The organism is Klebsiella sp. BIGb0132 (assembly GCF_024810075.1).
Taxonomy (GTDB): domain Bacteria; phylum Pseudomonadota; class Gammaproteobacteria; order Enterobacterales; family Enterobacteriaceae; genus Klebsiella; species Klebsiella terrigena.
On record NZ_JANUDW010000005.1, the window covers coordinates 63554 to 77768 of the forward strand.

The 14215-nt window shown below is 57.6% G+C and carries 14 protein-coding genes and 1 other annotated feature; of the genes, 10 read left to right on the top strand and 4 right to left on the bottom strand.

The window, feature by feature from the left end:
* Window positions 1–24: 24 nt before the first annotated feature.
* Both M2416_RS15280 and M2416_RS15285 read left to right on the top strand, forming a co-directional pair.
* Window positions 25–1362, top strand: a complete 1338-nt coding sequence (locus M2416_RS15280) for an MFS transporter (protein WP_259225532.1) — start codon at window positions 25–27, stop codon at window positions 1360–1362.
* A 51-nt stretch (window positions 1363–1413) separates the two neighbouring features.
* Entirely contained in the window at window positions 1414–2640 is a 1227-nt protein-coding gene (locus M2416_RS15285) for a DUF3748 domain-containing protein (RefSeq protein ID WP_076947906.1), read from the top strand.
* Window position 2641: 1 nt separating this feature from the next.
* Here the strand turns inward: M2416_RS15285 and M2416_RS15290 are convergent, their stop codons facing one another.
* Window positions 2642–2974 (bottom strand): YceK/YidQ family lipoprotein, encoded by a 333-nt coding sequence (locus M2416_RS15290; RefSeq protein WP_045853754.1) that lies wholly within the window; start codon window positions 2972–2974, stop codon window positions 2642–2644.
* A 239-nt stretch (window positions 2975–3213) separates the two neighbouring features.
* Window positions 3214–3288 (top strand) — a sequence feature (ROSE (Repression Of Heat Shock gene Expression) occurs in the 5'-region of heat shock genes and acts as an RNA thermometer to modulate expression.).
* Here M2416_RS15290 and ibpA point away from each other — a divergent pair.
* The 3 genes from ibpA (at window position 3282) to M2416_RS15305 (ending at window position 6089) form a co-directional block, all read left to right on the top strand.
* The gene (gene ibpA / locus M2416_RS15295) at window positions 3282–3695 is read left to right on the top strand and encodes a small heat shock chaperone IbpA (protein ID WP_041143322.1); all 414 of its coding nucleotides are present in this window, start codon (window positions 3282–3284) and stop codon (window positions 3693–3695) included. Its footprint overlaps the feature before it by 7 nt.
* Before the next feature lie 112 nt (window positions 3696–3807).
* Window positions 3808–4236, top strand: coding sequence for a small heat shock chaperone IbpB (gene ibpB, locus M2416_RS15300; RefSeq protein WP_041143321.1), 429 nt, complete (start codon window positions 3808–3810; stop codon window positions 4234–4236).
* A 191-nt stretch (window positions 4237–4427) separates the two neighbouring features.
* The gene (locus M2416_RS15305; protein WP_045853756.1) at window positions 4428–6089 is read left to right on the top strand and encodes a putative transporter; all 1662 of its coding nucleotides are present in this window, start codon (window positions 4428–4430) and stop codon (window positions 6087–6089) included.
* Here the strand turns inward: M2416_RS15305 and M2416_RS15310 are convergent.
* Complete coding sequence (locus M2416_RS15310) at window positions 6036–6803, bottom strand: GntR family transcriptional regulator (RefSeq protein ID WP_076947904.1); 768 nt, start codon at window positions 6801–6803, stop codon at window positions 6036–6038. The genes M2416_RS15305 and M2416_RS15310 overlap by 54 nt on opposite strands.
* A 298-nt stretch (window positions 6804–7101) precedes the next feature.
* On the opposite strand from M2416_RS15310, the gene M2416_RS15315 reads away from it, so the two are divergent.
* The 5 genes from M2416_RS15315 to M2416_RS15335 all read left to right on the top strand — a co-directional run bounded on the left by M2416_RS15315 (window position 7102) and on the right by M2416_RS15335 (window position 11350).
* On the top strand, window positions 7102–8724 hold the full coding sequence (locus M2416_RS15315) for an alpha-glucoside-specific PTS transporter subunit IIBC (protein WP_259225541.1): 1623 nt from the start codon (window positions 7102–7104) through the stop codon (window positions 8722–8724).
* Window positions 8721–10043 (top strand): 6-phospho-alpha-glucosidase, encoded by a 1323-nt coding sequence (locus tag M2416_RS15320; RefSeq protein ID WP_259225542.1) that lies wholly within the window; start codon window positions 8721–8723, stop codon window positions 10041–10043. The genes M2416_RS15315 and M2416_RS15320 overlap by 4 nt, the downstream gene beginning before the upstream one ends.
* A gap of 107 nt (window positions 10044–10150) precedes the next feature.
* Window positions 10151–10498, top strand: coding sequence for a YidH family protein (locus tag M2416_RS15325; RefSeq protein WP_041143316.1), 348 nt, complete (start codon window positions 10151–10153; stop codon window positions 10496–10498).
* 7 nt (window positions 10499–10505) lie between these two features.
* Window positions 10506–10850, top strand: a complete 345-nt coding sequence (locus tag M2416_RS15330) for a DUF202 domain-containing protein (RefSeq protein ID WP_076947902.1) — start codon at window positions 10506–10508, stop codon at window positions 10848–10850.
* A 59-nt stretch (window positions 10851–10909) separates the two neighbouring features.
* Complete coding sequence (locus M2416_RS15335; protein ID WP_310504036.1) at window positions 10910–11350, top strand: regulator; 441 nt, start codon at window positions 10910–10912, stop codon at window positions 11348–11350.
* Between the two features lie 7 nt (window positions 11351–11357).
* Here the strand turns inward: M2416_RS15335 and dsdA are convergent, their stop codons facing one another.
* Together dsdA and dsdX are read right to left on the bottom strand one after the other, a co-directional pair.
* Window positions 11358–12686 (bottom strand): D-serine ammonia-lyase, encoded by a 1329-nt coding sequence (gene dsdA / locus M2416_RS15340; RefSeq protein WP_259225545.1) that lies wholly within the window; start codon window positions 12684–12686, stop codon window positions 11358–11360.
* A gap of 17 nt (window positions 12687–12703) precedes the next feature.
* Window positions 12704–14041, bottom strand: a complete 1338-nt coding sequence (gene dsdX / locus M2416_RS15345) for a D-serine transporter DsdX (protein ID WP_076947900.1) — start codon at window positions 14039–14041, stop codon at window positions 12704–12706.
* Window positions 14042–14215 lie beyond the last annotated feature (174 nt).

Below are 14215 nucleotides of genomic sequence, written 5' to 3' on the forward strand. Positions count from 1 at the left end.
TAAACCCTCTGTAAATTACAGGGCATGGTGAGCGGTTTCGCTATGCCCAAAATCTGGAGACAGATTGCTATGGATATTTCAGTGACTGCTGCAAAACCCGGTCGTCGTCGTTATCTGACGCTGGTTATGATCTTTATTACCGTTGTTATTTGCTACGTTGATCGGGCTAATCTTGCCGTCGCGTCAGCGCATATTCAGGAAGAGTTTGGTATTAGCAAAACGGAAATGGGCTATATTTTTTCTGCTTTTGCCTGGCTATATACGCTGTGTCAAATTCCCGGCGGCTGGTTCCTCGACCGCGTAGGTTCGAGGATGACCTACTTTATTGCCATTTTTGGCTGGTCGGTGGCGACGCTATTTCAGGGCTTTGCCACGGGGCTGATGTCGCTGATTGGTCTGCGAGCGATTACGGGTATTTTTGAGGCCCCGGCGTTCCCGACCAACAACCGGATGGTGACCAGCTGGTTCCCGGAGCACGAGCGCGCCTCGGCGGTCGGGTTCTACACCTCCGGTCAGTTTGTGGGGCTGGCGTTCCTGACGCCGCTGCTGATCTGGATCCAGGAGCTGCTGAGCTGGCACTGGGTGTTCATCGTCACCGGCGCTATCGGTATTGTCTGGTCGTTAATTTGGTTTAAGGTCTACCAGCCTCCGCGCCTGACTAAAAGCATCAGCAAGGCCGAGCTGGACTATATTCGCGACGGCGGCGGCCTGGTGGACGGCGATGCGCCGGCCAAAAAAGAGGCGCGGCAGCCGATGACCAAAGCCGACTGGAAGCTGGTATTCCATCGCAAGCTGGTCGGCGTGTACCTCGGGCAGTTTGCCGTCACCTCCACGCTGTGGTTTTTCCTGACCTGGTTCCCGAACTACCTGACTCAGGAAAAGGGGATCTCCGCGCTAAAAGCGGGCTTTATGACCACGGTTCCGTTCCTTGCCGCATTCGTTGGCGTGCTGCTCTCGGGCTGGCTGGCGGACCGGCTGGTGCGAAAAGGCGTCTCGCTGGGCGCCGCGCGTAAAACGCCCATTATCTGTGGGCTGCTGATATCGACCTGTATTATCGGCGCGAATTACACCAACGATCCGGTGTGGATTATGACCCTGATGGCTATCGCCTTCTTCGGCAACGGCTTTGCGTCTATCACCTGGTCACTGGTGTCCTCGCTGGCGCCGATGCGCCTGATTGGGCTGACCGGGGGCGTGTTTAACTTTGTCGGCGGCCTGGGCGGGATCACCGTTCCGCTGGTCATCGGCTACCTGGCACAGGGATATGGCTTTGCGCCTGCCCTGGTTTATATTGCCGTCGTGGCCCTGATTGGCGCGCTTTCCTACATCGTGCTGGTGGGCGATATTAAACGTGTAGGCTAATTCTTACCGATACTATACCCTGATGCGAACGCCGTGCATCAGGGTAGCCCTATGAAACAAATCACTTTTGCCTCTCGCCATCATCAGTTGACCAATACGCGCGTCTGGACTGCGGACAGCCAGTGGCTGGTTTTTGACGTCCGTCCGTCCGGAGCCTCCTTCACCGGGGAGACGATTGAGCGGGTCAACGTCCACACCGGCGCGGTAGAGACAATCTATCGCGCGCAGCAGGGCGCCCACGTTGGCGTGGTGACCGTTCATCCAACGAAAGATGCCTACGTTTTTATTCACGGACCCGAACATCCGGATGAGAGCTGGCGGTATGATTTCCACCACCGCCGCGGCGTGGTGTCGTTTCAGGGGGAGTGCCGTAACCTCGATGCGATGGATATCACCGCTCCCTATACCGCAGGCGCGCTGCGCGGCGGTAGCCACGTCCATGTTTATAGTCCTGATGGTCAGTTGGTCAGCTTTACCTATAACGATCACGTGATGCACGAGCGCTCGCCGGCGCTGGATCTGCGCAACGTTGGGGTGGCGGCGCCCTATGGCCCGGTGGTACCGCGCGGGCAGCATCCGCGTGAGTACGGCGGCAGCCACTGGTGCGTGCTGGTCAGCCGGACGACGCCTGAACCGACGCCGGGCAGCGATGAAATTAACCGCGCTTATGAAGAGGGCTGGGTCGGTAATCACGCTCTGGCCTTTATCGGCGACACGCGATCGGCAGAGGGTGAAAAAGTCCCCGAGCTGTTTATCGTCACCCTGCCGGATAGCGAACAAGGCTGGAAGCAGCAGGGCGATGCGCCGCTGGCGGGTACCGAGACAACGCTTCCCGCGCCGCCGGCCGGCGTGATGCAGCGACGCCTGACCTTTACTCACCAGCGCCGCTATCCCGGATTAGCCACCGCGCCGCGCCACTGGGTGCGGGCTAACCCGCAGGCGACGGAGATTGCGTTTCTGATGCGCGATGATGCCGGCGTGGTTCAGCTGTGGCTGATTTCGCCGCAGGGTAGCGGCCTGCGGCAGCTCACCGCTAATCGTTCGGATATTCAGTCGGCGTTTAACTGGCACCCGTCGGGCGAATGGCTGGGATTTGTGCTGGAGAATCGGATTGCGCTTTGCCACGCGCGGTCGGGGGCGGTGACCTTTTTGACGGCCGAGGGAGAAAGCGCGCCTTCAGCGGATGCGATCGTCTTTTCGCCGGATGGCAAATATCTGGCATGGATGGCGGAGGTGGACGGCTATCGTCAGCTGTGGACCACCGAAGTTACGCCTTAGATCAAGGAGTTGTCATTGATGCTGGCGGGATAACCGAATTGGTCGCCAGCGTCTCTCTTTCGCTTTTTTCTACGCGCGATTTTATCGAGCTATCGGTACGGAACATATCCCACGGCAGCAGCAGCGTATCCATCACCGCGGTGAGGGGCATATCTATTGCCACCAGGGATTTTGTGCCCCAGTTGGCATCGCTGTTGCCCAGCATCTGCGCGCTGGCTCGCGTTCCTGGGTAGGTTCCTTCCTTGCCACCGGTATGAGACATCACGCTGGAGCAACCGCTCAAGCCTACCATTCCGCCGAACAGGACCAGCTTTAACAGACCGCTTTTCATCATTCTTCCATTATTGTTTCGGGCATTGAGATAACCATTTATCGGTTATATCGAGCCATCCTCTGAATGCATAGCGTTATTGCCCCGCACTGTGGCTGGCATCGCATTTTGCCTTTTGTGCTCCCCCCAGTCTAAGCAATCGTCGGCAAACTGCAAAAAAAATTGCGGCATTCGTCTTGAAAAACGCGCCGGGAAACCCATTTTAGAAACGTGGCCCGATGAGAATACGCCTGCGGGGTATTCCGGGTAATAACGACCTGTCCATGATGGAAGGTCATAAAATTCTCGCTGATTTCAGGAGCTATTTATTATGCGTAATTTCGATCTCTCTCCGCTGTATCGTTCTGCTATTGGTTTTGACCGCCTTTTTAATCTGTTAGAAAACAATCAGAGCCAGAGCAATGGCGGCTACCCTCCGTACAACGTCGAGTTGGTAGACGAAAACCATTACCGCATTGCGATCGCCGTTGCCGGCTTTGCCGAAAGCGAACTGGAGATCACCGCTCAGGACAATCTGCTGATCGTCAAAGGTGCCCACGCCGGTGAGCCGAAAGAGCGTACCTACCTCTATCAGGGCATCGCCGAGCGCAACTTTGAGCGTAAATTCCAGATCGCGGAAAACATCCACGTTCGCGGCGCTAACCTGGTGAACGGTCTGCTGTATATCGAACTGGAACGGGTGATCCCGGAAGCGGATAAACCTCGCCGTATCGAAATCAACTAATCCCGTTGGGTCGCCCGCGCGGCCCGATATTAAAACTTGCTCGCCGTCAGGGAGCACGTGCGGGTTAACCAACCCGCGGTATTCACTCGCTTCTTAGAAGGAGAAACACATTATGCGTAACTACGATTTATCCCCGCTGCTGCGTCAATGGATCGGTTTTGACAAACTGGCTAATGCGCTGCAAACCGCCGGTGAAAGCCAGAGCTTCCCCCCTTATAACATCGAAAAAAGCGACGATAACCACTATCGCATTACCCTTGCGCTGGCCGGTTTCCGTCAGGAAGATCTGGATATTCAGCTGGAAGGCACGCGCCTGAGCGTGAAGGGCACGCCGCAGCAGGCGGAAAAAGAGACCAAGTGGCTGCATCAGGGGCTGATAAGCCAGGCCTTTAGCCTCAGCTTTACGCTGGCCGAAAATATGGAAGTCTCGGGAGCCACCTTTAATAACGGTCTGTTGCATATCGATCTTACCCGCAATGAACCGGAAGCGGTCATCCCGCAGCGGATCGCCATTAGCGAGCGTCCGGCGCTCGACAGCTAATCTGGCCCCCTCATCAAAGCCCCGATCCGTCGGGGTTTTTTTTTTGCCCTGCGGCGCTGAAATGATCCGGCAGAAATAGCCTCTACGCGCTTTCGATGACCCGCTGATTATTGTGCGCCAGGCTGCATACAGGCCTGGAGGCTTGGGCCATAATCCCTGTCATTACTAATGTTATTCACAGGGAAAACACGATGAGTGATATAGCATTGACCGTCAGCGTCCTGGCGCTGGTGGCGGTTGTCGGATTGTGGATCGGCAATGTCAAAATTCGCGGCGTGGGTTTTGGCATTGGCGGCGTGCTGTTTGGCGGTATTATCGTCGGCCACTTTGTCGACCAGGCCGGCGTGACCCTCAGCGGCCCCATGCTGCACTTTATTCAGGAATTTGGCCTGATCCTCTTCGTTTACACCATCGGTATCCAGGTTGGGCCGGGGTTCTTTGCCTCTCTGCGCGTCTCAGGGCTGCGGCTCAACCTCTTTGCTATCCTCATCGTTATTCTCGGCGGCCTGGTGACCGCGGTGCTGCATAAGCTTTTTAATATTCCGCTGCCGATAGTCCTCGGTATTTTCTCCGGGGCGGTCACCAATACCCCGGCGCTGGGGGCCGGGCAGCAGATCCTGCGCGATCTTGGCGTGCCGCTCGACGTGGTAGACCAGATGGGGATGAGCTATGCCATGGCCTATCCGTTTGGCATTTGCGGCATTTTGCTCACCATGTGGCTGGTGCGCCTGTTCTTTCGCGTCAACGTCGACAAAGAAGCCCAGCAGTTTGACGAGAGCAGCGGTAACGGTCATGCGCTGCTGCAGACCATTAACGTCCGCGTAGAAAACCCTAACCTGAATAATATGGCGATTCAGGATGTGCCGATGCTCAACAGCGACAGGCTGATCTGTTCGCGCCTGAAGCGCGATGAGCTGCTGATGGTCCCGGCTCCGGGCACGCTGATCCAGACCGGCGACCTTCTGCATCTGGTGGGGCGCCCGGAGGATTTACACAATGCGCAGCTGGTTATCGGTAAGGAGGTCTCCACCTCGCTCTCCACCCGCGGTACCGATCTGAAAGTCGAACGGGTAGTGGTGACCAGCGAGAAAATCCTCGGCAAGAAAATACGCGATCTCAACTACAAGCAGCGCTATGACGTGGTTATCTCCCGGCTTAATCGCGCCGGCGTGGAGTTGGTGGCCAGCAGCCATGCCAGCCTGCAGTTTGGCGATATCCTTAACCTTGTGGGGCGCCCGGAGGCGATTGACGCGGTTGCTGCTGAACTGGGTAACGCGCAGCAAAAACTGCAGCAGGTTCAGATGCTGCCGGTCTTTATCGGCATTGGTTTAGGGGTGCTGCTGGGTTCTATCCCGCTGTTTATTCCCGGCTTTCCCGTCGCGCTTAAGCTGGGCCTGGCCGGCGGGCCGCTGATTATGGCGCTGATCCTCGGGCGAATCGGCAGCATCGGCAAGCTCTATTGGTTTATGCCGCCCAGCGCCAACCTTGCGCTGCGCGAGCTCGGGATCGTGCTGTTTTTGGCGGTGGTTGGCCTGAAGTCGGGGGGGGATTTTATTCTGACGCTGACCCATGGCGACGGCCTGAGCTGGATAGCCTACGGGATTTTCATTACCGCCATTCCGCTGCTGACGGTCGGGGTTCTGGCGCGAATGCTGCTGAAGATGAACTATCTGACCCTCTGCGGCATGCTGGCCGGTTCCATGACCGATCCCCCGGCGCTGGCCTTCGCCAACAACCTGCACGCCACCAGCGGCGCGGCGGCGCTGTCTTATGCCACGGTCTACCCGCTGGTGATGTTTTTACGCATCATCACTCCGCAGCTCCTCGCCGTGCTGTTCTGGGGGATGAGCTAACGGGCTATCGAGGTGGACGCGGCGTAAGTGGTAGTCCACCTGATACTCGCTGGCGTTGCGAAACATAACCGAATAATTGAGAAATTCGCCGCTGTCGCTGTAGGAGAGCGAGGTGATGCGCAGCAGCGGCGTCTGCTCAGGGACATTCATCGATTTTGCCAGCTGCTTGTCCGCCAGCACCGGAGAGAGGCTCTCATAGTTACCGCTAATCGTTAGCCCGCACTCCTTCTCGATGTAGTCAAACTTTGACCCCTCGAGATGCACCAGCGACAGGTTACGAAACAGTTTGACCGGCATATAGCTGTCTTCCAGCATCAGGGACTTTCCGTCCACGTAGCGCACGCGTCGTGAGAAATAGATCCGTTCGTTAATCTGAATCCGCAGCTGGCTGGCAATCGCGGGCGGCGCGGGCATCACCTCAAAAATCAGCACCTGGCTGACCACCTCTTTCCCCTGCTGGCGCAGCACCTCGGCCAGGCCGGTCAGGTTGGTGGTTTCATGGTGCACGTCTTTGCGCGCAACGTAGGTGCCGCTGCCGTGGCGACGCACCACCAGCCCCCAGTTCACCAGCAGGTCGATGGCTTTGCGAATGGTCATCCGCGCGACGCCAAACTCCTGCGCCAGCTTTTTCTCTCCCGGCAGCGGGCTGCCGATGTTGAAATCCGATGAATTGAGCCGCAGACGCAATCTTTCAGCAATAGATTTGTAGATCACCAGTAGACCTCTATTCCAGTATCAGAGGTAATTATCAAACCTCTGTTTCGTATTTAAAATCATTAAATTACATATGAATACGCTGACATTTTTACAGGCTGGAGATGGGTGACATTGTTGTTGTCTATGTTTCATTCCAAAAGTAGACAACATCGTTGTAATTAAAACCATGAAAGCGATCACGAATCGCACCGACATTGCATGTTGGATGACGGGTAAATTTCTATTCTCGCTTTAGGCCGATACTCAAGACAAATAAGGCCTCTAACCCTACTGGTTGTTAAATGAGGATTTTAAAATGCTCAGTCAAATACAACGTTTTGGCGGCGCCATGTTTACCCCGGTTTTGCTGTTTCCGTTTGCCGGGATCGTGGTCGGGATTGCCATTATGTTGCGCAACCCGATGTTTGTCGGCGAAGCGCTTACGGCCCCCGATAATTTATTTGCGCAAATCGTTCACATTATTGAAGAGGGCGGCTGGACGGTATTTCGTAATATGCCGCTGATTTTCGCCGTCGGCCTGCCGATTGGCCTCGCTAAACAGGCGCAGGGCCGGGCCTGCCTCGCGGTGCTGGTCAGCTTCCTCACCTGGAACTACTTCATTAACGCGATGGGGATGACCTGGGGCCATTTCTTCGGCGTCGACTTTACCGCCGAACCCACCGCCGGCAGCGGCCTGGCAATGATTGCCGGGATTAAAACGCTGGATACCAGCATCATCGGCGCGATTGTTATTTCCGGCTTCGTGACCGCGATCCATAACCGCTATTTTGATAAACCGCTCCCGGTTTTCCTCGGTATTTTCCAGGGCTCTTCGTTTGTCGTCATCGTGGCATTCCTGGCGATGATCCCCTGCGCCTGGCTGACGCTGCTCGGCTGGCCGAAGGTGCAGATGGGTATTGAATCCCTGCAGGCGTTTTTACGCTCGGCCGGGGCGCTCGGGGTCTGGGTTTATATTTTCCTTGAGCGGATCCTGATCCCAACCGGCCTGCACCATTTTGTCTACGGTCCGTTTATCTTCGGCCCGGCGGTGGTGGAAGGCGGCATCCAGATGTACTGGGCGCAGCATCTGCAGGAGTTCAGTCAGAGCACCGAGCCGCTGAAGACCCTGTTCCCGGAAGGCGGCTTCGCCCTGCACGGCAACTCGAAGGTCTTTGGCTCGGTGGGTATTGCGCTGGCGCTCTACTTTACCGCCGCCCCGGAAAACCGCGTCAAGGTTGCCGGCCTGCTGATACCGGCCACCCTCACCGCCATGCTGGTCGGCATTACCGAACCGCTGGAGTTTACCTTCCTGTTTATCTCTCCGCTGCTGTTCGCCGTGCACGCCGTGCTGGCGGCGACGATGGCGACGGTGATGTATATGTGCGGCGTGGTAGGCAATTTTGGCGGCGGTTTGCTGGATCAGTTCCTGCCGCAAAACTGGATCCCGATGTTCCACAACCACGCGTCGATGATGTTTATCCAGATCGGCGTTGGGGCATGCTTCACCGGTATCTACTTCGTTATCTTCCGCACCCTGATCCTGCGCCTCAACCTGAAAACGCCGGGACGGGAAGAGAGTGAAATCAAGCTCTACAGCAAGGCCGACTACCAGGCGGCGCGCGGCAAAACCAGCGCCGCGGGTGCGATGGAGACCAAACTCGGCCAGGCCGCAGGCTTCCTGCAGGCGCTGGGCGGGGCGAGCAATATCGAGAGCATCAATAACTGCGCCACCCGACTGCGTATCACGCTGGTCGATATGGCGAAAACGCAAAGTGACGACGTCTTTAAAGCGCTGGGCGCCCACGGAGTGGTGCGGCGCGGCAACGGGATCCAGGTCATCGTTGGCCTGCACGTTCCTCAGGTTCGCGACCAGCTTGAAACCCTCATCAAAGATTCTCTACAGACCGAACAAAACACCATGACGGAGGCAGTATCATGAAGAAATTCTCAGTTGTTATCGCAGGCGGCGGCAGTACCTTTACCCCGGGCATCGTATTAATGCTGTTAGCTAACCAGGACCGTTTCCCGCTGCGGGCGCTGAAATTTTATGACAACGACGGCGCGCGGCAGGAGACTATCGCCGAAGCTTGTAAAGTCATTCTCAAAGAGCAGGCGCCGGATATTGAGTTCAGCTACACCACCGACCCGCAGGCGGCCTTTACCGACGTGGATTTCGTGATGGCGCACATTCGCGTCGGTAAATATCCGATGCGTGAAAAAGATGAAAAAATCCCGCTGCGCCACGGCGTGCTGGGCCAGGAAACCTGCGGACCTGGCGGCATCGCCTACGGTATGCGCTCTATCGGCGGCGTGCTGGAGCTGGTGGACTACATGCAAAAATATTCGCCGAACGCGTGGATGCTTAACTACTCCAACCCGGCGGCCATTGTGGCAGAAGCGACCCGTCGCCTGCGCCCGAATGCGAAAATCCTCAACATTTGTGATATGCCGATCGGTATCGAAGGGCGAATGGCGCAAATCGTCGGCCTGAAAGACCGCAAGCAGATGCGTGTGCGCTACTATGGCCTTAACCACTTCGGCTGGTGGACCTCGATTGAGGATCTGCAGGGTAACGACCTGATGCCGAAACTGCGTGAACATGTCGCTAAATATGGCTACGTTCCGCCGTCAAACGACCCGCATACCGAAGCGAGCTGGAACGATACCTTTGCCAAGGCAAAAGATGTGCAGGCGCTGGATCCGGACACCATGCCGAACACCTACCTGAAGTACTATCTGTTCCCGGACTATGTGGTGGCGCACTCCAACCCTGAGCGCACCCGCGCAAACGAGGTCATGGATCATCGCGAGAAAAACGTCTTCACTGCCTGTCGGGCCATTATTGCCGCCGGTAAATCCTCTGCCGGTGATTTGGAGATCGACGAGCACGCCTCGTACATCGTTGACCTCGCGGCGGCGATTGCCTTCAACACCCAGGAGCGCATGCTGCTGATTGTGCCGAATAATGGCGCTATCCATAACTTTGACGCCGACGCGATGGTCGAAATTCCGTGCCTGGTTGGTCATAACGGGCCGGAGCCGCTCACGGTGGGCGATATCCCGAACTTCCAGAAAGGGATGATGGGCCAGCAGGTGGCGGTCGAAAAACTGGTGGTTGATGCCTGGGAACATCGCTCCTACCACAAGCTGTGGCAGGCGATTACGCTGTCGAAAACCGTGCCGAGCGCCTCCGTTGCGAAGGCTATCCTTGATGACCTGATTACGGCCAATAAAGAGTACTGGCCAGAGCTGCACTAATCCCTCCCTCTAACCGGCATCCGTTGGGTGCCGGTTTTCCCTCTTCCCCTGTTCGCGACAAATTACGCTATGCTGGTGCCTGGCCGTGGCACGAACAAGGAACCCTGATGAAAATCTCCCGCGTCGGTGAAGCGCCGGATTACCGCTTTTCACTCGCCAATGAACGTACCTTTCTCGCCTGGATCCGCACGGCGCTGGGCTTTCTCGCCGCCGGGGTCGGCCTCGATCAGCTGGCGCCCGACTTTGCCACGCCGCTGATCCGCGAGGTGCTGGCGCTGCTGCTGTGCCTGTTTGCCGGTGGCCTGGCCATTTACGGCTATCTGCGCTGGCTGAGTAATGAAAAGGCGATGCGTCTGAAGCAGGATCTGCCCTATACCAGAACGCTGCTGGCGATCAGCATTCTGCTGATGATTGTGGTCGTGGTGGTGACGGGGCTGGTGCTCTACGGTGGATAGGCGGCGGATGCGGCGGGAGCGCGACCCTGGCCTGCAGCCGGAGCGCACGTCGCTGGCCTGGTTTCGCACGCTGCTGGGCTACGGGGCGCTAATGGCGCTGGCTATCAAGCATAACTGGCACAGCGCGGGGGCGCTGTTCTGGCTGTCGATTGGCGTGCTGGCCGCGGTGGCCATTATTCTCTGGCGCTATACCCGCAGCCGCAACCTGATGGATATCAGCGAGAGCGATTTTGCACAATCCCGGGCGGTACGTGACAAATTTTTGATCTCCCTCGCAGTGCTTTCGCTGGCGTTAATGTTTGCTGTAACTCATCTACGGCAGATTGTTTTATTCATTAAGGATGTGACATGACAGGACGTTGCCACAGGAGGAGTGCCGCAGAGAGAGAGCTGAAGGTACTGGACGTCAATATTTATCGCCATCACTGCCAGAGCCCGCAGCAATATTATCACCAGCTGCGCCAGCAGGGCGTTGCAGCGATCCGCCTGGTTCCACAGCTTCAGCCGCAAGATGCCGAGGCCTGGGGAGCGTTTCTGTGCGCGGTTTTTGCTATTTGGGTACGCGAAGATATCGGCCGGATGGTGATTTTTCCCTTTGAGAGCGCCCTGCGCGGCTGGTGTGGTGAAGCGGTGCGTCCCGCCGACGCGCCGGTCACGCCTGCGTGTCGCGACTGCCCGTGGCTGAGGATTTGCGGCGGTGATTGCCCGCCGCTGAATGCGCAAAATAGCCCAAACCCGCTGTGCGCGGGTTATCGCCAGTTTTACAGTATGAGCGCGCCCTATATGCGCGTCATGCGTGACTTACAAAGCCAGCATCGATCGCCCGCCGAGCTGATGCCGCTGCTGCGCTGACGGCGGGCTAGCGGCCCTTCGCCAGGTACTGCGCCATCTCTTCTTCCGGCACCATGCCGCCGCCGGTGGCCCACACCAGGTGGGTGGCGTTCTGCATCTGCTCCGGGCTAAAGCCGTGCATTTGCTGGTACGCCGCGCTGGCGCACACGTGCTGCGGCCCGGCCATGCCCGCCAGCGCCGAAGGCTCGAGGCGGATATTCTCCGCCTGCGCCAGCCAGCCCAGCATGTCGTACATCGTCTGGTCGTCGAGGGTATAGAGGCCATCCAGCAGGCGCTCCATTGCCCGGCCGACGAATCCCGATGCGCGGCCAACGGCGAGTCCGTCGGCGGCGGTGAGGTTATCGATACCTAAATCCTGCACCGAAATCGCGTCGTGCAGTCCGGTATACACCCCGAGCAGCATGCAGGGAGAGTGGGTCGGTTCGGCGAAGAAGCAGCGCACGTGGTCGCCGAAGGCCAGCTTGAGGCCAAACGCCACCCCGCCAGGGCCACCGCCCACGCCGCACGGCAGATAGACGAACAGCGGATGGTCGGCATCGACCAGCCGGCCCTGCTGAGCAAACTGGGCCTTCAGACGCTCGCCGGCGACGGCGTAGCCGAGGAACAGCGTGCGCGAGTTTTCGTCGTCGATAAAGAAGCAGTTAGGGTCTGACTCGGCGGCTTTACGCCCCTGCTCAACCGCTACGCCGTAATCCTGATCGTACTCCACCACCGTCACGCCGTGGCTGCGCAGCTTCGCTTTTTTCCACGCCCGAGCGTCGGCGGACATATGCACGGTGACCTTAAAGCCGATGCGCGCGCTCATAATGCCAATCGACATTCCGAGGTTCCCGGTGGAGCCGACAGCGATGCTGTACTGGCTGAAGAACTGTCTAAATTCAGGCGTGAGCAGCCTGCTGTAGTCGTCAGCAGTGGTGAGCAGACCGGCTTCAAGCGCCAGCTTTTCCGCATGGGTCAGCACCTCATAAATGCCGCCACGCGCTTTAATTGAGCCGGAGATCGGCAGATGGCTGTCCTTTTTCAGCAGCAGCTCGCCCGCCACCGGCTGCGCAAATTCCTGCTCCAGCCGCGCCTTCATGGCCGGGATTGCCACCAGCTCGGATTCAATAATCCCGCCGGTAGCCGCGGTTTCCGGGAAAGCCTGCGCCAGATAGGGCGCAAAGCGCTCGAGGCGGGCGCGGGCATCCTGGACGTCTTCGCCGCTCAGGCCGACGTAGGGTAAACCCTCGGCCAGGGTGGTGGTTGCCGGGTTAAACCAGGCGGTTTCTTTCAGGGCAATCAGATCCTTCAGCAGCGGGAACTGGGCGATTAAAGTAGTCATGTCAGCGTTTTTCATATTACGTCTCTTGGCGCTCAGATGATGAAAGAAAGCAGGAACGTGCAGGCCAGTGCAAGTAAGGATGCGATAAATGTGGCCGTTGTATAGTATTTGAACGTCTCACTCAGGCTCGCTCCGCAGTATTGTTTGACCAGCCAGAACAGGGAATCGGTGACGATCGTGCAGCCAATAGCGCCTGAACCGATGGCAATGGCGATGATCTCCGGACTCACGCCGGGATAAAGCGGCAGCATCGGGGCAACGATGGCGGTTGCGCCCATCATCGCGACGGTGGCCGAGCCGACCGCCGCGTGCAGGATCAGCGCCACCAGCCAGGCCAGCAGGATGGGGTGCATATGCAGGTTCGACAGGATCACCGCCAGAGAGTCCGCCAGGCCGCTGGTTTTCAGTATCGCGTTGAACGCGCCGCCGGCACCGATAATCAGCAGGATATTGGCAATTGAACCAAAGCCGTTCTCGGTATGGGTTAGCAGGACGCTCATCCCGAGATTCTGACGGATGCCGAGAACGTAGTAAGCCACGAAGACGGCAATAAACATGGCGGTGATCGGGTTACCGATAAACTCCAGCAGCATGTACAGCGTGCCGCCCCTGGTCATATTCAGCTCGGCAACGGTTTTTACCAGCATCAGCGCGATAGGCAGCAGGATGGTAAAGAGCGTAGCGCCGAGCGACGGCAGCGTCTCTTCCTGACGGACTTCCAGGTTAGAAAACTCGGCGGGAACCGGCTTAAACGGCAGGCGGTTGCCGAGAAGTTTGAGGAACAGAGGACCGCCAACCAGCGAGGCCATCAGCCCGACCAGCAGGCCGTAGACGATAACCGTCCCGATATCGGCGCCGAGCTTGTTGGCAACGAACAGCGCGGCCGGATGCGGCGGAACCACGCAGTGGACGGCCATCAGCGCGGTACACAGCGGAATCGCCAGCTTCAGCAGCGAGGTGTGGGTCTTTTTGGCGATGGAGAATGCCAGCGGGATCAGCAGCACGACGCCAACTTCCACAAACAGCGTAATCCCGCAAATCAGGCCGACCAGCACCATAATGACGTCAACCGATAGCCAGCGGCAGCGCTGGAGCGTCAGGCCGATACGCTCTGCGGCGCCGGAGACCTCCATCATTTTACCCAGGATGGTACCGAGGCCGATGACCGCCGCAAGGAAGCCCAGGGTTCCGCCTATTCCGCTCTCAATGGCGTTCACCATATCCAGCGGGCTCATCCCCATCATTGCACCGACAAAAAAGCTGGCTAACAGCAGCGCCAGGAAGGGGTGAAACTTCAGTTTGACGATAGTTAACACGATCAGCACGATGCTTATCAGCAGCGTGCTCACAACCCAAATCTGCGATTCCATACCCTACCTCGCCTGTAAATAATCTGCGCCTATTGAACAGAAAAACGCCGCCGGCTGACAAACGATATAATTGGCTCTTCAGGTGAATTAGATTGAATCAAATAAGTGATTAACATCTAAAAATGGCGTTATTTTGCGTTATGGGTCACTTTTATTCATCTTTAAGGCGACGGT

Coding starts and splice junctions, on each gene's coding strand:
- M2416_RS15280 (WP_259225532.1), top strand. CDS start 25: ATGGTGAGCGGTTTCGCTATGCCCAAAATCTGGAGACAGATTGCTATG.
- M2416_RS15285 (WP_076947906.1), top strand. CDS start 1,414: ATGAAACAAATCACTTTTGCCTCTCGCCATCATCAGTTGACCAATACG.
- M2416_RS15290 (WP_045853754.1), bottom strand. CDS start 2,974: ATGATGAAAAGCGGTCTGTTAAAGCTGGTCCTGTTCGGCGGAATGGTA.
- ibpA (WP_041143322.1), top strand. CDS start 3,282: ATGCGTAATTTCGATCTCTCTCCGCTGTATCGTTCTGCTATTGGTTTT.
- ibpB (WP_041143321.1), top strand. CDS start 3,808: ATGCGTAACTACGATTTATCCCCGCTGCTGCGTCAATGGATCGGTTTT.
- M2416_RS15305 (WP_045853756.1), top strand. CDS start 4,428: ATGAGTGATATAGCATTGACCGTCAGCGTCCTGGCGCTGGTGGCGGTT.
- M2416_RS15315 (WP_259225541.1), top strand. CDS start 7,102: ATGCTCAGTCAAATACAACGTTTTGGCGGCGCCATGTTTACCCCGGTT.
- M2416_RS15320 (WP_259225542.1), top strand. CDS start 8,721: ATGAAGAAATTCTCAGTTGTTATCGCAGGCGGCGGCAGTACCTTTACC.
- M2416_RS15325 (WP_041143316.1), top strand. CDS start 10,151: ATGAAAATCTCCCGCGTCGGTGAAGCGCCGGATTACCGCTTTTCACTC.
- M2416_RS15330 (WP_076947902.1), top strand. CDS start 10,506: ATGCGGCGGGAGCGCGACCCTGGCCTGCAGCCGGAGCGCACGTCGCTG.
- dsdA (WP_259225545.1), bottom strand. CDS start 12,686: ATGAAAAACGCTGACATGACTACTTTAATCGCCCAGTTCCCGCTGCTG.
- dsdX (WP_076947900.1), bottom strand. CDS start 14,041: ATGGAATCGCAGATTTGGGTTGTGAGCACGCTGCTGATAAGCATCGTG.